This window comes from Microbispora sp. NPDC046933 (assembly GCF_040644635.1).
GTDB lineage: Bacteria > Actinomycetota > Actinomycetes > Streptosporangiales > Streptosporangiaceae > Microbispora.
In genome coordinates, this window is record NZ_JBEYWW010000028.1 from 14740 (window position 1) to 32380 (window position 17641).

Below are 17641 nucleotides of genomic sequence, written 5' to 3' on the forward strand. Positions count from 1 at the left end.
ACTTCGGTGAACCTGAGGAAACCTCCGGATATCCCCCTTTCGCGAAGGAGAGGACCTTGGCCGAGGGAATCGCCGTCTCCGTGCACGACACCGCCCCCGTCTGGCGCGGCGACACCGCGGGCGACGCGCTGCGCCGTTCCGTCCATCTGGCCCAGGCCGTCGAGGCTCTGGGATACCGGCGCTACTGGGTGGCCGAGCACCACAACACGCCCGCGCTGGCGACGTCGAGCCCGGCCGTGCTCGCCGGGTCCGTCCTCGCGGCGACCTCCACCATCCGCGTCGGCTCCGGCGCGGTGCTGCTGCCCAACCACTCGCCGTACGTGGTGGCCGAGCAGTTCGGCGTGCTTGCGGGGCTCTACCCGGGCCGGGTCGACCTCGGGCTCGGCCGCGCCCCCGGCGGCTCGGAGGAGGCCGCGGCCCGCCTCGGCGACCCGCGCCGGCTCGACTTCGGCGACGCGCTGCGCGAGCTCGGTGAGTACTTCTCCGGTGGCAGCGGCGGCGTGCGCGCGATCCCCGAGCCGGGCATCCCGCCCGAGATGTGGCTGGTCGGGTCGAGCGCCTCCAGCGCCGCCTTCGCCGGTCACCTCGGCCTGCCGTACGTGTACGCGCACGCGATCGTGGGCGGCGGGGCGCCGGAGGCGCTGGAGGCGTACCGGCAGGCGTTCCGGCCCTCTCCGGCTCTGGCCGGACCGCACGCCTGCGTGGCGGTGATCGCGGTGGTGAACGACAGCGACGAGCGCGCGCACCGGCTCGCCGCCTCCTTCGTGTACGGCCAGATCCTCATGCGCACGACCGACCCGGCCACCGTCCTGCCGACGGAGGAGGAGACGGCCGCCCACCGGTTCACCGCCGCCGAGGAGCGGTTCCTGCGTGAGAGGATCGGCCCGCAGTTCGTGGGCAGTCCCGAGCGCGTCGCCCCCCGCCTCGGCGACCTCCTGCGCCGCACCCGCGCGGACGAGCTGTTCGTCCTCACGCAGGTGCCCGACCACCAGGCCAGAATCCGCTCCTACGAACTGATCGCCAAGATCGTCTCGTCTCTGTAGCCTCTTGGGCGTCGTCGCCGGTCCGGCGAGGGTCAGTCGTCGCGGGTGGTGATGCCCTCCAGCACCAGCTGCAGGAAGCGCGGGCTGCCGTCTCTGCCGGAGGCGGCCTGCTCGCGCACCCAGGCCGCGCCGCTGAGGAGGTCGAACAGCTCCTCGGGCGTGAGGTCGGGCCGCACCCTGCCGGCCGCCTGGGCGGCGCGCAGCAGGTCGGCGCCGCCGCGGTGCATCGCGGCGCACATGGCGTGGGAGGGGGTGCCCTCGTCGTACATGCTCCGGGCGAGGATGCCGACAAGGCCGCGGAAGGTGCTGAAGTGCACGACGGCCTCGCGCATCCACTCGGTCAGCGCGTCGAGGGGATCCGGCCGGGCGGCCAGACGTTCGGCGTGGGCGACGAGGTTTTCCAGGCCGTCGCGGGTGGCGGCCTCCACGAGTGAGGCACGGGTGGGGAAGTGCCGATACAGGGTGCCGATGGCGACGCCCGCCTGGCTCGCGATGTCCTCAAGCGAGGCGTCGGCGCCCGAGGATTCGAACGCCTTGCGCGCGGCGGCGAGGATGGCGTCGTAGTTGCGCCGGCCGTCCGCGCGCTTCGGGCGCTGGGCGATGTAGGGCTTGCCGTCCACCGGTACCTCCCGCTTGACATCCTGAGGTTACCTCATCTTGAATTCACATCATCAACCTGAGGCAACCTCAGCATAATTGCGCCGCCTAACCTGAGGAACCCTCGCCTTGTCGCCCGCCGCATCGGGCGGACCCTGGAGGTTTCCATGAGCACAGACAGCACCACGAGTACGGACGGCTCCACGAGCACGGACGGCACCACCGCGAACGGCGACGTCCCGGCCGGACCGCCCCAGGCCGGACGCGAGCCGGCGTGGGCCCTCGCGCTCGCGGCGATCGTCGGCGCCGAGTTCATGCTCCAGCTCGACGGCACGATCGTGAACGTCGCGCTCCCGGCCCTGCAGTCCGACCTCCACCTGTCCGTGGCCGGGGGATCGTGGGTGCCCAACGGGTTTCTCCTCGCCTTCGGCGGGCTCCTGCTGTTCGCCGGCCGCCTCGGCGACGCCCTCGGGCACCGGAGGGTGTTCCTCGCCGGGATCGGACTGGTCGTGGTGGCGTCGCTGGTCGCCGGCCTCGCGCCGAACGTGGAGGTGCTGCTCGCGGGCCGGGTCCTGCAGGGCGCCGGCGCCGCGATCGCCGGCCCCACCGGACTGGCGCTGCTCGCGATCGTCTTCACGGGCGACCGGCAGCAGCGCGCGTTCGGGCTCTACTCCACCGTGACCGGGCTCGGCGCCTCCGCGGGCATGGTGCTGGGAGGCGTGCTGACCTGGGCGGGGGACTGGCGCTGGAGCCTGCTGGTCAACGTGCCGATCGGACTGGTCGTCATCGCGCTCGCCGTCCGGGCGCTCGGCCTGCGCGACGAGGAGACCCGGTCCCGCTCGCTCGGTTTGCCCCGTGTTCCTGGAATGCGCAGCGCACTGCTCAGCACCGCGACGCTCGCCGCCGCCGTGTACGGCCTCGTCCACGCCGCCGAGAAGGGCTGGGGCGACCGCTGGACCCTGACCGCACTCGGCGCCGCGGTCGTGCTGGCCGCGGTGCTGCTCCTGGTGGACCGGCGGGCCGCCGAGCCGTTGCTGCCCCTGGCCGTCCTGGCCGGGCGGGAGCGGGCCGGTGCCTTCGCCGGCCTGCTGCTGCTCGCGGCGGTCCTCACCGGCTTCCTGATCTACCTGGTGCAGTATCTCCAGGGGGTGCTTCACCTCGACGCGCTGCGCAGCGGCCTGGCCATCCTGCCGTTCGGCCTGGCGCTACTCGTCAGCACGCAGATCCTCACCGCCCGCATCGCCGCGGTCGGCCTCAAGACCCGTGCGCTGGTCGGCTTGGCGGTGGTGCTCGCCGGGGCCGCCTGGCTGACCCGTCTCGACGGCGGCAGCGCCTACGCCGCCGACGTGCTGCCGGCCCTCGTGGTCATGGGGCTGGGCGTCGGAGTGGCGATCATCCCCCTCAACATGATCGTCCTCACCACCGCCCCGGCCGAGTACGCGGGGGTCGCCGCCGGACTGCTGCAGACCGCGCTCACCATCGGGGGTTCGCTCGGCCTGGCCGCCATGCTGATCCCGCTCGGCACGGACGGTCTCGCCGAGGGCATCTCGTCGGTGTTCGCCTGGGCCTGCGGCGCGCTGGTGGCCGCCCTGCTCGTCGCGGCCGCCTCCTGGTACCGCCCGGGGGTGCGGGGCTGACGGGATGCCGGCGACGCGGCCCGGATCCTGGGCTGACGCGCCGCACCGCCCGAGCCGGCCGGCTCGGGCGGTGCGGCCGCTCACGACGCCTTCGCGTAGCGGCTGGCGGGGCGGGCCAGGCCGAGCCGTCCACGCAGGTCCGCCGTGTCGTACGCCGTCCGGAACACGCCCGCGTCCTGCAGGGCGGGCACCAGGCCACGGGTGATCGCCGACAGGTCGTGGGGCAGCACGCCCGGCCGGAGGCGGAATCCCTCCAGTCCCGCCTCCCGCCAGTCGAGCAGCAGCCCGGCGAGCTCCTCCGGGGTGCCGGTGAAGATGTGGGCGTCCGAGCCGAGCTCGGCGCCGTCGAGGTCGTCCAGCCGCGCCTTACGGCCGGCCGCGTCGCGGGCGTCGAGGAAGACCACCAGATCCGCGAAGATCCGCAACGAAGGCTCGGTGCGCCCGACGGCCACCTCCGCCGCCCGGACGCTCTCGACGATCGCGGTGGCGTCCTCCCGGTCGCGCGGCGTGACGAACACGACGTCGGACGCCCGGGCCGCGAACTCGTACGGCAGCGCGGCGTGGGCGAGGGAGGCGACCAGCGGCTGGCCCTGCGGGGAGCGCGGCGTGATCGAGGGGCCCTTCACGCTGAACCACTCGCCGTGGAAGTCGATGTAGTGCAGCTTGTCGCGGTCGATGAACCGGCCGGTCGCGACGTCGCGGATCTCGGCGTCGTCCTCCCAGCTGTCCCACAGGCGGCGGACCACCTCGACCGCGTCGGCGGCCTCGGCGAACAGGTCCCGCAGGTGCTCGCGGAAGACGGGATCCCGGTCGCCCCAGTAGTCCTGCGGCGGGAACGGGGGGCGGCGGCCGAAGTGCGCGACGTGGTCGGGGCGGCCGGAGATCTGGGGCCGCCAGCCGGCCCTGCCGCGGCTGACGTGGTCGAGCGAGGCGATGCCGATCGCGACGTGGAACGGCTCGGTGTGGGTCGTGCCGGCGGTCGGGACAAGGCCGATCCGCGAGGTCAGCGGGGCCACGCGCGACGCGAGCAGCACCGCGTCGAGCTGCCCGCGCACCTGGTCGAGCCGCCCGTCCTGCTCGTTGAGCAGGGAGGACTGGAGGCCGGGTGCGTCTTCGAAGGTGACGAAGTCGAGCAGGCCGCGCTCCGCCTCCGCGACGAGCCCGGCCCAGTAGCCGGGGGTGAACAGCCGGTCCGGCTGCGCGCCCTCGGCCCGCCACGCGGCCGGGTGCCAGCCCGCCCCGTCCAGCGCCACGGCGAGATGCAGCGTCATGAGTTCTCCTCGATACGGTTCGGAGTGCGGGGGGCGAGGCCGAGGTGGTCGCGGAGGGTGGGCCCGGTGTAGTCGGCCCGGAACACGCCCTTCTCCTGCAGCAGCGGGACGACCTTGTCGACCAGGTCGTCCAGCCCGCCGGGGGTCAGGTGGGGGACGAAGATGAAGCCGTCGGCGGCGTCGGTCTGCACGAAGTGGTCGATCTCGTCGGCCACCGCGCGCGGCGTGCCGATGAAGGTCTGCGGCGTGGAGACCTCGATGGCGAGCTCCCGGATCGACAGGTTCTTCTCCTCGGCGAGGGCGCGCCACTTGGCCACCAGCTCGCCGCGGTCGCCCCGGAACGCCGCGTGGCCCTTGGACACGCCCTCGTCCAGGTTCGGCTCGACGTCGGGCAGCGGGCCGTCCGGGTCGTATCCCGACAGGTCGCGGCCCCACACGGCCTCCAGGAAGTAGATCGCCGTCTGCGGGCTGACCTGCGCGCGGCGGATCTCGGCGGCCCGTTCCGCGGCCTCCGCCTCGGTGTCGCCGAGCACGTACGTCACCGCGGGCAGGATCTTCAGGTCCTCGGGACGCCGCCCGTACGCCGCCAGCCGGCGCTTGACGTCACGGTAGAAGGCACGGCCGTCCTCCAGCTTGCTGTGCCTGCTGAAGATCACGTCGGCCGAGGACGCGGCGAACTCCCGGCCCTCGTCGGAGTCGCCGGCCTGGATGATCACCGGGTGACCCTGCGGGCCCCGCGGCACGTTGAACAGGCCGGAGATGTCGAAGTGCCGGTCACGGTGCCGGAAGGGGGAGACGCCGCCGGGCCGGAGGAACAGCCCCTGATCCGGGTCCGCGGCCACCGCGTCCGGCGCCCAGGAGTCCCACAGCTCCCTGGCGGTCTCCAGGAACTCCCTCGCCCGGGTGTACCGGTCGGCCTCGGCCAGGAAGCCGCCCCGGCGGAAGTTCTCCCCCGTGAAGGCGTCGAAGCTGGTCACCACGTTCCACGCGGCCCGGCCGCCGCTCAGGTGGTCGAGCGTGGCGAGCCGTCGCGCCACCTCGTACGGTTCGTTGAAGGTGGAGTTCACCGTCGCGGCGAGCCCCAGGTGGGTGGTGACGGCGGCCAGGGCGGAAAGGACCGTGAGCGACTCCGGGCGTCCCACGACGTCCAGGTCGTGGATGCGTCCCTTCGCCTCGCGCAGCCGCAGTCCTTCCGCGAGGAAGAAGAAGTCGAACTTCCCGCGTTCGGCGGTCGTGGCCAGGTGGCGGAACGAGTCGAAGTCGATCTGGCTGCCCGATGCGGGGTCTGACCAGACCGTCGTGTTGTTCACGCCGGGAAAGTGCGCGGCGAGATGGATCTGCTTGGTCACGGGGGACTCCTGATGTCTCGACCCGATATAACCCTATTATCAAAGTAGGAATACAGGGTTTTATCGTCAATCGTCATCGTCGACTGCCGTCGTACGGAAAAGGGGAGTGTGACTACGGGGGTGACGGGCGCGCACCCGGCGGCGGCCCGGACGGCCTGCCTGGGCATACGCACGGGCTCGGCGCCGCCGGGCGGATGCGCCGTGCGGTCAGGACGTCGTCCGGACCGGGCCGGTCCACTTCAGCTCGGGCAGGTTGACCACGATCGCCTCCTGGGTGCTCCGGGCTATGACGACGACGGCTTCCAGATCGGGGTCCGGGTTCTCCTCTCGATGCGGCACGAACGGGGGCACGAAGATGTAGTCGCCCGGCTTCGTGTCGATGCGCACCTCGTGCGGCTCCTCGGCGTCGACGTCGAGGAACACGAACGACGGTGTGCCGCTGACCACGTAGATCGCGGTCTCTGAGTCGCCGTGGTGATGGTCGGCGGAGACGGTCGCCGGAGCCACGTGGGTCTGGCCCATCCACAGCCGGCGCGAACCGACGGTGGCGCCGCTGATGGCGGCCTGGCGGCGCATCCCGCCGGTCTGCGCGGTGCCGGAGGCGAGATCGGCCGGAACCACATGATGCAGCCTGCGGTGGAACGGGTCTTCGGGAAGGATGACGCTCACCCGTCCATCCTCCCTCCCGCATCGGCGGGCGCCGCGGCCGCACACGGTGTCTTCGCGCTCACGCGACCGGCACGTCGGCGGGCACGCGGACGGTGGTGAACGTCGTCCGCCGGCGGAGACGGAAGCCGAGCGCCTCGTATACCCGGATCGCCGGGGTGTTGCTCGCGGCGGCGTGCAGGAACGGGGTCTCGCCGCGGGCGCGGATGCCGGCGGCGACGGCCAGAACCAGCCGCGCCGCCAGGCCCTGGCGGCGGAAGGCCGGATCGGTGCAGACCGCACTGATCTCCGTCCACCCGGGCGGGTGCAGTCGCTCCCCGGCCATCGCGACCAGCGCGCCGCCACGACGGATGCCCAGGTAGGTGCCCATCTCGATGGTGCGCGGCCGGAACGGGCCCGGCTGCGTGCGCGCGACGAGGTCCAGCATCTCCGGCACGTCCGCCGCCTCGAGACGCACCGCCTCGTCGTCCGGCACCGGGACCACGTCGTCGCCGACCAGTTGCACTCCCGCGCCGTGCGCCACCACCTCCCACCCGTCCGGCGGCCCGACGGCGCCACCGGTGACCGGGACCGTCACGCCGGGCCCGGCGAGCACGGCGAGGTCGTTCCAGTCCGAGAGGCCGGGGTCGTCGGGCAGCGCGAAGAACGGGCAGACGTCGTCCGGGTAGCGCAGGGCGTTGCCGTACCGTTCCGCGAAGCGCGCGTGCGGGCCGGTCAGCGCCGCCCACGCCGGGTTGTCCAGGAGGTGCCGGTCGCTCACCGCGGCTCTCCCCGTGACACCTCGCCGTGGCCGCCGCTCACGCGCCCACCTCGATGACCTTCTCGTCGCGGGCGCGGCCGCCGGGGCCGCCGTACGGGGTGAACACGCATGCCTTCGGCATGGGACCTCCTGTCGTTCGTCCTCCTGTGGAGGCATTCTAGAGCAATTCCTACTAAACAAGTAGGTCTTGACGGTATATCCATGCCTGTGCTGAAGTCAGAGGCATGTCGGATGCCCGCGATCAGCGCGGTCGCCGGGAGGGTCGCTCCATGACTGTCCGGCCCTTCGCGCTCAGTAACGTCCATTCACCTACCGCCACGGAGGCATGATGACCGCGCCCGCCGTGCTGGAGGAGACGGCGGCGGGATCCGCCGGCTCTCTGACCGTCATCAAGGCGCGTCACCCCGGGCGCTGGATCGCCGGCGCCGTGGTGGCGGTGCTGCTGGCGATGGCGGTCAACGCGCTGATCACCAATCCGGCCTGGGACTGGCCGGTCGTCGGCGCGTACCTGTTCCATCCCTCGGTGCTGCACGCGGTGCTGTTCACCGTGGAGCTGACCGCGCTCGGCATCGTGCTCGGCTTCCTGCTGGGGACCGTGCTCGCGCTGATGCGGCTGTCCCGCGTCCCGCTGCTCGCCTCGGTGGCCTGGGGCTACGTGTGGCTGTTCCGCTCGGTGCCGCTCATCCTGCAGTTGCTCTTCTGGTACAACCTCGCCGCCCTGTACAAGCAGATCTCGTTCGGGGTGCCGTTCGGGCCCGCGTTCTTCTCCGTCGGCTCGATGGACCTGATCGGACCGGTGACGGCCGCCGCGCTCGGCCTGGCGCTGCACCAGGCGGCGTACGCCGCGGAGATCGTGCGCGGCGGCTTCCTGTCGGTGGACCCGGGCCAGCTGGAGGCGGCGGCCGCGCTCGGCATCCCGAGGGCCAGGCAGATCTTCCGGATCCAGCTTCCGCAGGCCATGCGGTCGATCGTCCCGGCCGCGGGCAACGAGATCATCGGCCTGGTCAAGGGCACCTCGGTCGTCTACATCATGGCGCTGCCCGAGCTGTTCTACCAGGTGCAGGTGATCTACAACCGCAACGGCCGGGTGATCGCGATGCTGCTGGTGGCCGCGATCTGGTACCTCGTCCTCACCACGGTGCTGTCGGCCGCGCAGTACTACGTGGAACGCAGGTTCGGCCGGGGCCTCGCGCGGGGCCTGCCGCCCACACCGCTGCAGCGGGTGCGCCGGATCCTCACCGTACGGCGGCAGCGCCCGGCCGGGGGCGGAGGCGGGCGGCGATGAGCACTCCCATGGTCGACGTGCGCGGCGTGCACAAGAGCTACGGCCCGCTGGAGGTCCTGCGCGGGGTGGACCTGCAGGTCCAGCCCGGGGAGGTGACGGTGATCATCGGTCCTTCCGGGTCGGGCAAGTCGACGCTGCTGCGCAGCATCAACCACCTGGAGAAGATCGACCGCGGGTACGTCGCCATCGACGGCGAGTTCGTCGGCTACCGGCGGTCCGGAGACCGCCTGTACGAGCTGCGGGAACGCGAGATCCTGCGCCGGCGCACCCACATCGGCTTCGTCTTCCAGAACTTCAACCTGTTCCCCCATCTCACCGTCCGGGAGAACGTGACCGAGGCCCCGGTCTCGGCCCAGGGCCGCCCCCGCGCGGAGGTCGAGGCGCTGGCGGCCGAGCTGCTGGAGCAGGTGGGCCTGTCCGACAAGGCCGACGCCTATCCCCGGCAGCTGTCCGGGGGACAGCAGCAACGCGTCGCGATCGCCCGGGCCCTGGCCCTGCGGCCCAAAGTCGTGCTGTTCGACGAGCCCACCTCGGCGCTCGACCCCGAGCTGGTGGGCGAGGTGCTCGAAGTGATGAAGGCGCTCGCCCGCAGCGGCACCACCATGATCGTCGTGACCCACGAGATCGGCTTCGCCCGCGAGGTCGCCGACACCGTGGTCTTCATGGACGCCGGCCAGATCATCGAGCAGGGCCCGCCCCCGCAGGTGCTCGACCGGCCGAGGCACGACCGTACCCGCGCCTTCCTCGGCAAGGTGCTCTGACCCCCTCAAGGAAATCGCATGTCATCCGCATCCCGATTAGCCGCACTCACCGTGTCCGCCCTGCTGCTGCTCGCCGCCTGCGGCACGGTCCCCGGCGACGCCGCGACCGACGCCGCTCCCGTTTCGCGGGGCTCGGCGGAGTCCGGCGCCCTAAAGATCAACACGAGCCCGGAGCAGGACCGGATCCGGGCGCAGAAGGTGGAGGCGATCGCCGCCGCGGTGCCCGCCGAGATCCGGGCCAAGGGGGAGTTCCTGGTCGGCACCTCCACCTTCGAGCCGCCGCTGTCGTTCGTCGCCGACGACAACGTCACGCCGATCGGGGTGGAGGAGGACATCGCCTCCCTCGTCGCCGACGTGCTCGGCCTGAAACTGCGCATCGAGGCCACGTCGTGGGAGAACCTGTTCCTCGCGGTGCGGTCCGGCAAGTACGCCGCCGGCTTCTCCAACATCACCGTCACCGAGGAGCGCAAGGACATCTACGACTTCGCCACCTACCGGCTGGACCAGCTGGCATGGGAGGTGCCGAAGGACAGCACGATCACGTCGATCGCCAAGCCGGCCGACGTCGCCGGGCTCAGCGTGGCCGTGGGCTCCGGCACCAACCAGGAGAAGATCCTGCTGGGCTGGGACGAGCAGAACCGCGCCGCGGGGCTGAAGCCCGTCCAGATCCAGTACTACAAGCAGGTGGCCGACACCCACCTGGCGCTCAAGTCCGGCCGGATCCAGGCGTACTTCGGGCCCAACCCCACCTCCGCGTACCACGCGGCGGTGAGCGGCGACACGAAGATCGTCGGCACCTACTCCGGCGCCGGCCCCACGCTCCAGGGGCTGATCGCCGCGATGACGCAGAAGGGCAACGGGCTGGCCAAGCCGATCGCCGACGCCCTCAACGCCCTCATCAAGGACGGCACCTACGCCAAGGTCCTCGCCCGCTGGGGCCTGTCCAACGAGGCCGTCCCCGAATCCCTGGTCAACCCGCCCGGCCTGCCCCGCGAGCAGTAGGCCCCGCCGAGCACCGGCTCACACCGCGCCGCCGTTCCCCGGCACGCGCCTCCGGCGCCGCGCCTCCCGGAGGAGAGCGGCGGCGTGGTGTGTTCTGCGGTCCGCGTATGGTGCGCGGCGCGGCGGCGGTTCCCGGACTGGATCTCCAGGGCAGGGGTCCGCTCATGTCCACCGTCTCGACGCCGGGGAGGGTCACCGCTTCGGTGAGCGCCTTCCCCAGCGGATGGTGCCCGAATTCCCGCGAATAGCTAAATATCGTCACTTATGCCACTCCATCATCCGGCACTCATCCGCGCGAAAGCAGTCCGGTAGGCGGCGACCATCGCGGAGCGGCCACGACGTACCCCCGGCCCCGCCTCTGCGGCTTATGGGACTCGGCTCACCATTCCCGGCCGGCGATCAACTCCTCCGCGTCCGCCTCCGCGAACCCGTATGCCGACGCCACGAACCAGAAGTCTTCGGCGATCGCCTCTCGTGCGAAAGTCTCGATCTCACTGCCGGCCGCCTCGAACTCCGCCTCCAGCGCGTTGAACTCCTCCGTCGCGGCCTCCGTGAGCACGTACAGCGCCGCCAGGTCCAGCGGCCGCTCGGCCTCGATCCGCTCGCAGAGCCGCAGGAGGATGGCTTTCCCCTTGTCGACGACGTGATCGGGAAAGTACTCGTCCTCATACATGCCCTTGAGAAAGGCATGCTCGGCCACCTGCCGGTTCGTCGGCTCCACCGCGATCTCCCATTCCGTCGACAGCTCGGTGATCCGATGCTGCACTACGCCACCGACAACATCTGCCCAATCTGGGGCGACACGGGCAAGCGTGAGCCGGATCCCTTTTGCGGTTGTGCCGACAAATGCCGATACGACAGAGTCTTTCCGATCACTGTTGTGGATCTACATCGACATGGGAGGAAACGGAATGGCGGGGCGCCCGTACACGCGGCTGAAGAATCCGGTCAGGCGGACGCGGGGACCCCTGGCGCTGTTCTCGGCGGCGCTGGCGTCGTCCCTCCTGGTCGCGGTCCCCGCGGCGGCCGCCCCGGCGACCGGTGCCAGGACGGTCCTGGCGAAATCCGAGGCTTCCACGGCCGGGATCGCGAAGGACGACCTCCTGGCACGGCTCAGGGCCGTCCCCGGTCTCCGCGTGGTGTCGGTGAAGAAGGGGCAAGCGAAGGGCTACAAGGACTACACCCTCACCTTCACCCAGCCGGTGGACCACCGGAACCCGCGCGGCGGCACGTTTCAGCAGCGGCTCACTCTCTCGCACCGATCGGTGGACCGGCCCGTGGTCCTCTACACCAGCGGATACTTCATGCCGGAGAAGGTGCGGCTCCAGGAGCCCACCTATCCGCTCGACGCCAACCAGCTCTCCGTCGAGCACCGCTTCTTCGGCGCCTCGCTTCCGAAGCGGAAGGACTGGGCGAAGCTCGACATCTGGCAGGAGGCGAGCGACGAACACGCGATCGTCGAGGCGCTCAAGCAGGTCTACGGCGGCGCCTGGATCGGCACGGGGGCCAGCAAGGGAGGCATGACCGCCGTCTACCACCACCGGTTCTATCCGGGCGACCTCGACGGAGTCGTGGCCTATGTCGCGCCCGACGACGCGGTCAACGCCGACGACCGCGTCTACGAGCGGTTCTTCGCGACCGTGGGCACGCCGTCGTGCCGGGCCGCCCTGCGTACCGTGCAGCGGGAGGCGCTCAAACGTCGCAAGAGCCTGGTCCCCCGGCTTACGGCCATGGCCAGGCGCGAGGGCCTCACCTTCCGCCGCACCATCGGCACGGCCGACCGTTCCTTCGAGATGAGCGTGCTCGACTCCGCCTGGACGTTCTGGCAGTACTTCCGGCAGCAGGACTGCAAGGGCATCCCCGGCGAGAAGGCTTCCGACGCCGCCATCTTCCGATGGGTGGACAAGATCCAGACCTGGGAGCTGTACACCGACCAGGGCATCGAGCCGTACCTGCCCTACTACTACCAGGCGGCCACCCAGCTCGGCTGGGCGTCCCTGAGCTTCGCCCACCTCAAGGGTCTGACCCGGTATCCGGGGCTCTACCAGCCGAACTCGGTGCTGCCCGCGTCCCTCCGCTCCCGCTTCGACGGCAGGGCCATGCGGGACGTGGACGCGTGGGTGACCCGGCAGGCGAGCCGGATGATGTTCGTCTACGGCGGGCGGGATCCCTGGAGCGCCGAGCGGTTCACGCCGAAGGGGACGGACTGCCATGTGTTCGTCGCCCCGCGCGCCAACCACGGCGCGAGCATCGGCCACCTGTCCTCTCGCGACTACGCCGAGGCCACGGACACCCTCAGGCGGTGGGCCCAGCTCACCTGAGCGCTTCCGGGCACGGATGGATCAGGGGCCTGGCCGATTCTCACAAGTCGGTAAACGCCAAGGACAAGAGCAGTATCTCGGCACCCGGCATTCGGCTCCTGACGCCCGAGCAGGTCATGAGCCTGAGTCACGCCATGCCACCCGAGTACGGGCTGTTGGTGCTTCCCGGCGGGAGGCAGCGCAGCACGCCACATCCTTCTTGGGGTCACAGGGCCGGCATGTCGTGAACCCCTGGGAATGTGAGGCCGTCTCCTATGGGGGTGCTACCGGAATACGGCAGAAACGGGCCGCGAGGTGAGATAGCCGCTGGTCAGCGTTGCGCGAGGGCTGCGTAGGCGGTGGAGCGGCCGATCTTGGGGCAGCAGGACGTATCCGTCCTTGCCGTCGACCCGGGCCCGCAAGACCTTCGCCCCGGCGCCATCGGACCCGCCGCAACGCGCCTCGTCCGGCTGCCAGGGCCGGCTCCCGCAGCGTGGAGCGCGGGGTGCGGTACTTGGCCACCGGCCGGCGCCCGGTTCCCGCATACGGCGGGGTCTGCGGCTCGGCATCGGACGGGTAGGCGGTGGTGGCGCCCTTGACGCTGACCACATACGGGATGCCCCGGGCGGTCAGCCCGAGCCGCAGCGCGGTCGCCTCGCCGTATCCGGCGTCGGCGACCACCAGCGGCGGGACCAGCGCCCAGGCGGCCAGCTCATCCAGCATGTCCAACGCGAGCTGCCACTTGGGGCGGTGCCGCACCTGCTCGGGGATCGCACAACGCCGCCGCCGCTCAGCGATCCGCTCCGCCTGCCCCTCATCCTCGGCCAGAGCGTCGTCCCAGCTGTCGGGCAGGAACAACCGCCAGTTCAGCGCCGCCGAGCAGGTGTCGGTGACCGCGTGCACGCTGACCGCGATCTGGCAGTTTGCGACCTTGCCCGCCGTGCCGGTGTACTGCCGGGCCACCCCCGGGGAGGCGTCCCCGTCCTTGACGTGCCCGGTGTCGTCCAGCACCCACGCCTCGGGGGCGACCAGATCGACCGCCCGGAGGGCAAGACGCCGCCGTGCCGCGCCGCAGCCACCCTTGCCGGCGTCGGCATTCTGCTCGCCAGCACCCCGGCCGGCCGCGGCCCAGCCCGTCGGCACCGGCGACCTCATGTCCGTCAACCCCCTCGGCAACGAGGCCACCCAACTCGTGGGCAACACCGCCAAGACCACCACTGGCATCCTCGACAACACGCTTCGGGCTGATCCTGGCGTTCAGAGCTGGCTGTGGTCCCGGTCGTACGAGTACATCCCGCCGTCGGGGGCGAAGTACCTGAAGGCGAGAGGGGCGCCAGCGGATATGTACCGGGCTATACGTCGGAGTTACCCCTCCACGCTTCGGACGTACATCTCCCGAGACGAAGGTGTTTGGCGATCGCGGTGACAGACTCCCCGCGGACGCGGCGGGCTCGGGCGATGGCCAGCACGTCGGGGTTGACCATCGCGGGCCGGCCGCCTTTGCGGCCGTGGGAGGCGGCGGCCGCCAGGCCGTCCAGGGTCGGCTCTCGGCGGTCATCGTGGTCTGCAACTGCACCAGGTGGCCGTCGTCTACCGCGGCGACTCCAGACAGTGAGGTCGATCACTCAGCGCGAAATGAAGGAATGGTCCCGCCGTAAAGATCGTTTGCCTGGCATGCTGCAACACCAGGACGCCCCGGCCGTGCGCCCCATCACCGCCACCGACATTCCCGTCGCGGTCGACACTCTCACCCGGGCCTTCGCCGACTATCCCTACACCCGGCACGTGGTCGCCGCGGACGGCCACGTGGATCGGATCCGGCGCTTCCAGGAGCTGTGCCTGACCCGCATCGGGATGGTGTACGGCCGCGTGTGGGTCGCCGAAGAGGGGCTTGCCGTCGCCGTGTGGGCCACCCCCGACCAGGATCCGTCGCCCGCGTTCGCCGAGATCGGCCCGCTGATCGGTGACCTAGCCGGTGACCGGGCGTCTGCCTTCGAGGCCGCAGAGCAGGCCGTCGCCCCGTACCGGCCGCAGGAACCGGCGTGGTTCCTCAACACCGTCGCGGTCGCACCCCAAACCCAAGGGCGGGGACTCGGCAGCGCCGTGCTGGCCCCCGGTATCGAGGCGGCCGCACGCGCCGGGTACCCGGCGTTCCTGGAGACCTCCAGCGAGCGGAACGTGGCGTTCTACGAACGCCTCGGCTTCATCGTCACTGCCGAAGTCCAGCTTCCCGACGAGGGCCCTCGCACTTGGTGTATGCGGAGGAACCCTCGGTAGAGGCGCTCTGCGCGCGAACGTGGTCCCTGCCCATGTGACACGGACCCTCGGTCGTTTCGATCATGAGAGCCACTCTCGACAAACGGCTCTCGTTTGCCACTGTGGTCCAGCGACGGGCTGCGGCACCGTCGGGCAGGTCGTCGTCGCCTTCGTAGGCGCCGGGCAGTTTCACCGCGATCCAGACGTCTTCATCGAGGAGCTTGGCGGCCTGGCGGAGCCAGGTGGCCGCCGTCAGCGCGCGGGCGGGCGGCTGCGGTGGCGGCCCGAGTAAAGTCGCCGGCGGCGGCCGCCGCCGCAGTCACGGCCAGGCCCTCGGCGAAGGAGGTGGTGTGCTGTTCGCGGAACGCTTCGGTGTAGACGCCGGTGTGGGTGCGGGTCATCGTGGTTGTCCCTCGGTCGTGGTGGGCGGAAGTTCGGGGTCATCATCGCCACCTGCGGGCGGTGGCGTGGTGGCGCTGAGCGCGAGCCGGTTGTTCATGTTCAGCCGCACTTCGCCGTAAGGGGCGATGTTGCTCCAAAACAGCGGCGTCAGGCCGCGCTGGTCGTCGGCGCTGAGGGCGACCAGGCCTTCGTCGAGGACGTCTTGGATCACCAGGGTGTTGAGGTAGACCACGGCGGCCTGCAGCACCCGCAGGCACAGCACGGAAAGCTCCTGTTCGTCGCGGCGGTTGCCCGGGATGTCGCCACCCTTGCCGAAGTAGGTGATCGAGTTTCCCGCGTTCCATGATTCGGACCACGGAACGTGGTGGAGAACTACAACGGCGTCAACGACTACATCAAGTTCGGCAAGCGCGGAGAGCTCGCCTCCAACCGGCGCGAAGAACAGGAACTGGGGATGTTGTGGCTGCACATTCTCCAGTCGGCCCTCGGTCTGATCAACACGCTGATGATCCGGGACACCCTCGCCCTACCCGAGTGGGAGAACGTCCTGACCGACGCCGACCGGCGCGGGCTCACGCCGCTGTTCCACACCACATGACCCCCTACGGTGAGATCCAGTTGCGCACCGACCGGCGCCCGGACCTCACCGACCTGCCGACGGCGTAACGCCGGACGCTCGCCCGTTCCGGCGGCAGCGCGGCTGGACCATCCCGGCGCGATGCCGGCGGGGCATCGGCGATGCTGTGGGCGTGGATTACGTGTCCAGAGTGCCGCGACCGCCGCTCGACGGGCTGATCGACGACCTTTACTACCTGGAGGGTGCGCCGCCGTACGCCCGGCTGACGCTGCCGCCGATGCCGTCGGCGTTGCTCATCGTCAACCTCGGGGCGCCGTTCCGCATCCGCGCCGGCACCGACATCGAGACGGCCGAGTACGCCGACGGCTGCGTGGTCACCATGCCCACCCGCGCGTTGGAGTTCGGCTACCCACTCCGGACCCGGTCCGTCGGCGTGCACTTCAAGCCGTGGGGGCTGGCGCCGTTCCTGCCGATGCCCGCGGCCGAGCTGCGTGACCGGCCGGTGACGGTAGAGCAGGTTTGGGGCCGGCCCGCCATTGCTGAGCTGCGAGACCGGCTGGCCACGGCGGGCGGACCGCACGAGATGCTGACGCTGCTCGAGGAGGAGCTGATTCGACGGCTGTGCGAGACCGCCGGCCTGGGGCTGGTCCGCCATACGAGCAGCGTCATCGCGGCGACCAGCGGGGCGGTGGCGATCGGCGACCTGAGCGTGGCAGCCGGTGTCAGCAGCACTCATCTGGCACAGCGGTTCAAGGAGCTCATCGGCGTCACGCCGAAGCGGCTGGCCCGCACCTACCGCTTCGCCGCCACCGTGTTCGCGATCAACCCCGCCGGACCGATCGACTGGGGCGACCTCGCCGGTGGCGCAGGCTACTTCGACCAGGCCCATTTCGGCCACGAGTTCCGGGCGTTCACCGGGCTCACGCCGACCCGGTACGTCGAAGTCCGGCGGCGGTTCCTGCGCGAACATCCCGGCCACGTGCTGGACGGCTGGCCGCTGCCGGCCGATTGATTTCTTACAAGAGCGACAGCTCACGACACGCTAATTTGGGGGCATCCCAAAGCAGAGGAGAGCCCCGTGGGCAAGGTGGTCATGTACAGCTCGGTGTCGGTGGACGGCTTCGTCGCGGACGAGAATGACCAGCCCGGACCGCTGTTCGACTGGTTGTCCAGCGGTGACGTCCCGTTGGACGAGAGCGGCGCGCTGAAGGTGTCGCAGACGTCCCACGACTACACCCGCTCGTACTGGGACCAGATCGGAGTCACGATCGTCGGCCGCCACGTCTTCGACCTGACGGACGGCTGGGACGGAAAGCCTCCGAGCGGCATCGACCACGTGGTCGTCGTGACGCACCGGCCGGAGCCCGAGGGCTGGGACCCCGAGGCGCCGTTTCACTTCGTCGACGGCGTCGAGGCAGCCGTGGCCAAGGCGCAAGAGCTTGCGGGTGACCGCTTGGTCGAGGTCGCCGCTGGCGACGTCGGTGGCCAGGTGCTTGCCGCGGGCCTGATCGACGAGGTGCGCATGGACGTCGTACCCGTCGTGTTCGGGTCCGGCAAGCGCTACTTCGGGTCGGTCCACGCGCAGCACCTGTTGGAGGATCCCGACGTGATGATTCAGGGCAACCGGGTGCTTCACCTGCGCTATCGGGTGCGCCGTTGACCGATCTGAGCGGGTACGCGAAGAAGTCCACTGCGAACGGTGACACAAGATCGGGCCTCCGGCTGTGTTTGCCGC

The 17641-nt window shown here is 70.8% G+C and carries 19 protein-coding genes; 10 read left to right on the plus strand and 9 right to left on the minus strand.

From position 1 onward, the window contains the following. The first annotated feature begins 56 nt into the window (after nucleotides 1–56). Complete coding sequence (locus ABZ857_RS31205) at nucleotides 57–1043, plus strand: LLM class flavin-dependent oxidoreductase (protein ID WP_357049927.1); 987 nt, start codon at nucleotides 57–59, stop codon at nucleotides 1041–1043. Nucleotides 1044–1075: 32 nt separating this feature from the next. On the opposite strand, the gene ABZ857_RS31210 is transcribed toward ABZ857_RS31205, so the two are convergent. Further along, nucleotides 1076–1663, minus strand: a complete 588-nt coding sequence (locus ABZ857_RS31210) for a helix-turn-helix domain-containing protein (RefSeq protein WP_357049930.1) — start codon at nucleotides 1661–1663, stop codon at nucleotides 1076–1078. A 144-nt stretch (nucleotides 1664–1807) separates the two neighbouring features. Between ABZ857_RS31210 and ABZ857_RS31215 the strand changes: the two genes are divergently transcribed. Next, the gene (locus ABZ857_RS31215; protein ID WP_357049934.1) at nucleotides 1808–3277 is read left to right on the plus strand and encodes an MFS transporter; all 1470 of its coding nucleotides are present in this window, start codon (nucleotides 1808–1810) and stop codon (nucleotides 3275–3277) included. A gap of 80 nt (nucleotides 3278–3357) precedes the next feature. Here ABZ857_RS31215 and ABZ857_RS31220 read toward each other — a convergent pair whose 3' ends face one another. The 4 genes from ABZ857_RS31220 to ABZ857_RS31235 form a co-directional block, all read right to left on the minus strand. Then, complete coding sequence (locus ABZ857_RS31220; RefSeq protein WP_357049937.1) at nucleotides 3358–4548, minus strand: LLM class flavin-dependent oxidoreductase; 1191 nt, start codon at nucleotides 4546–4548, stop codon at nucleotides 3358–3360. Then, the gene (locus ABZ857_RS31225; RefSeq protein WP_357049940.1) at nucleotides 4545–5897 is read right to left on the minus strand and encodes an NtaA/DmoA family FMN-dependent monooxygenase; all 1353 of its coding nucleotides are present in this window, start codon (nucleotides 5895–5897) and stop codon (nucleotides 4545–4547) included. Before ABZ857_RS31225 ends, ABZ857_RS31220 begins: the two co-directional genes overlap by 4 nt. Nucleotides 5898–6104: 207 nt before the next feature. After that, nucleotides 6105–6566, minus strand: a complete 462-nt coding sequence (locus tag ABZ857_RS31230; RefSeq protein ID WP_357049942.1) for a cupin domain-containing protein — start codon at nucleotides 6564–6566, stop codon at nucleotides 6105–6107. Nucleotides 6567–6624: 58 nt separating this feature from the next. Next, entirely contained in the window at nucleotides 6625–7323 is a 699-nt protein-coding gene (locus ABZ857_RS31235) for a GNAT family N-acetyltransferase (protein ID WP_357049945.1), read from the minus strand. Nucleotides 7324–7648: 325 nt separating this feature from the next. Between ABZ857_RS31235 and ABZ857_RS31240 the strand changes: the two genes are divergently transcribed. From ABZ857_RS31240 to ABZ857_RS31250, 3 genes are read left to right on the plus strand one after another with little or no spacing between them, the layout of a single operon-like run. Then, nucleotides 7649–8608 carry an amino acid ABC transporter permease gene (locus ABZ857_RS31240; RefSeq protein WP_357049948.1) on the plus strand — a complete coding sequence of 320 codons (960 nt, stop codon included), beginning with the start codon at nucleotides 7649–7651 and terminating at the stop codon, nucleotides 8606–8608. Continuing rightward, nucleotides 8605–9369: an amino acid ABC transporter ATP-binding protein gene (locus tag ABZ857_RS31245; protein ID WP_357049951.1), complete on the plus strand. Its 765-nt coding sequence runs from the start codon at nucleotides 8605–8607 to the stop codon at nucleotides 9367–9369. Before ABZ857_RS31240 ends, ABZ857_RS31245 begins: the two co-directional genes overlap by 4 nt. Before the next feature lie 18 nt (nucleotides 9370–9387). Beyond that, a complete protein-coding gene (locus tag ABZ857_RS31250) occupies nucleotides 9388–10371 on the plus strand; it encodes an ABC transporter substrate-binding protein (RefSeq protein WP_357049954.1) in 984 nt (327 codons plus the stop codon). A gap of 379 nt (nucleotides 10372–10750) precedes the next feature. Here ABZ857_RS31250 and ABZ857_RS31255 read toward each other — a convergent pair whose 3' ends face one another. After that, nucleotides 10751–11092, minus strand: a complete 342-nt coding sequence (locus ABZ857_RS31255) for a DUF5713 family protein (RefSeq protein WP_357050252.1) — start codon at nucleotides 11090–11092, stop codon at nucleotides 10751–10753. A gap of 190 nt (nucleotides 11093–11282) precedes the next feature. On the opposite strand from ABZ857_RS31255, the gene ABZ857_RS31260 reads away from it, so the two are divergent. After that, nucleotides 11283–12692 (plus strand): S28 family serine protease, encoded by a 1410-nt coding sequence (locus ABZ857_RS31260; protein ID WP_357049957.1) that lies wholly within the window; start codon nucleotides 11283–11285, stop codon nucleotides 12690–12692. Between the two features lie 252 nt (nucleotides 12693–12944). Here the strand turns inward: ABZ857_RS31260 and ABZ857_RS31265 are convergent, their stop codons facing one another. After that, nucleotides 12945–13895, minus strand: a complete 951-nt coding sequence (locus tag ABZ857_RS31265; protein WP_357050255.1) for a transposase — start codon at nucleotides 13893–13895, stop codon at nucleotides 12945–12947. 450 nt (nucleotides 13896–14345) lie between these two features. Here ABZ857_RS31265 and ABZ857_RS31270 point away from each other — a divergent pair, with 450 nt between their 5' ends. Continuing rightward, entirely contained in the window at nucleotides 14346–14948 is a 603-nt protein-coding gene (locus tag ABZ857_RS31270) for a GNAT family N-acetyltransferase (protein ID WP_357049960.1), read from the plus strand. Between the two features lie 188 nt (nucleotides 14949–15136). On the opposite strand, the gene ABZ857_RS31275 is transcribed toward ABZ857_RS31270, so the two are convergent. Both ABZ857_RS31275 and ABZ857_RS31280 read right to left on the minus strand, forming a co-directional pair. After that, a complete protein-coding gene (locus ABZ857_RS31275) occupies nucleotides 15137–15328 on the minus strand; it encodes a hypothetical protein (RefSeq protein WP_357049962.1) in 192 nt (63 codons plus the stop codon). After that, entirely contained in the window at nucleotides 15325–15798 is a 474-nt protein-coding gene (locus ABZ857_RS31280) for a Tn3 family transposase (RefSeq protein WP_357049965.1), read from the minus strand. The genes ABZ857_RS31275 and ABZ857_RS31280 overlap by 4 nt, the downstream gene beginning before the upstream one ends. Here ABZ857_RS31280 and ABZ857_RS31285 point away from each other — a divergent pair. The 3 genes from ABZ857_RS31285 to ABZ857_RS31295 all read left to right on the plus strand — a co-directional run bounded on the left by ABZ857_RS31285 (nucleotide 15691) and on the right by ABZ857_RS31295 (nucleotide 17566). Then, complete coding sequence (locus ABZ857_RS31285; protein ID WP_357049968.1) at nucleotides 15691–15927, plus strand: Tn3 family transposase; 237 nt, start codon at nucleotides 15691–15693, stop codon at nucleotides 15925–15927. The two genes, ABZ857_RS31280 and ABZ857_RS31285, sit on opposite strands and share 108 nt — an antisense overlap. Before the next feature lie 151 nt (nucleotides 15928–16078). Beyond that, on the plus strand, nucleotides 16079–16918 hold the full coding sequence (locus ABZ857_RS31290) for a helix-turn-helix domain-containing protein (RefSeq protein ID WP_357049971.1): 840 nt from the start codon (nucleotides 16079–16081) through the stop codon (nucleotides 16916–16918). A gap of 66 nt (nucleotides 16919–16984) precedes the next feature. Next, nucleotides 16985–17566, plus strand: a complete 582-nt coding sequence (locus ABZ857_RS31295) for a dihydrofolate reductase family protein (RefSeq protein ID WP_357049974.1) — start codon at nucleotides 16985–16987, stop codon at nucleotides 17564–17566. Nucleotides 17567–17641: the final 75 nt, after the last annotated feature.

Bases quoted from the DNA above. Each gene is read 5' to 3' on its own strand.
- ABZ857_RS31270 (WP_357049960.1), top strand. From the start codon at position 14,346: ATGCTGCAACACCAGGACGCCCCGGCCGTGCGCCCCATCACCGCCACC.
- ABZ857_RS31215 (WP_357049934.1), top strand. From the start codon at position 1,808: ATGAGCACAGACAGCACCACGAGTACGGACGGCTCCACGAGCACGGAC.
- ABZ857_RS31220 (WP_357049937.1), bottom strand. From the start codon at position 4,548: ATGACGCTGCATCTCGCCGTGGCGCTGGACGGGGCGGGCTGGCACCCG.
- ABZ857_RS31250 (WP_357049954.1), top strand. From the start codon at position 9,388: ATGTCATCCGCATCCCGATTAGCCGCACTCACCGTGTCCGCCCTGCTG.
- ABZ857_RS31260 (WP_357049957.1), top strand. From the start codon at position 11,283: ATGGCGGGGCGCCCGTACACGCGGCTGAAGAATCCGGTCAGGCGGACG.
- ABZ857_RS31240 (WP_357049948.1), top strand. From the start codon at position 7,649: ATGATGACCGCGCCCGCCGTGCTGGAGGAGACGGCGGCGGGATCCGCC.
- ABZ857_RS31245 (WP_357049951.1), top strand. From the start codon at position 8,605: ATGAGCACTCCCATGGTCGACGTGCGCGGCGTGCACAAGAGCTACGGC.
- ABZ857_RS31275 (WP_357049962.1), bottom strand. From the start codon at position 15,328: ATGACCCGCACCCACACCGGCGTCTACACCGAAGCGTTCCGCGAACAG.
- ABZ857_RS31265 (WP_357050255.1), bottom strand. From the start codon at position 13,895: ATGCCAGTGGTGGTCTTGGCGGTGTTGCCCACGAGTTGGGTGGCCTCG.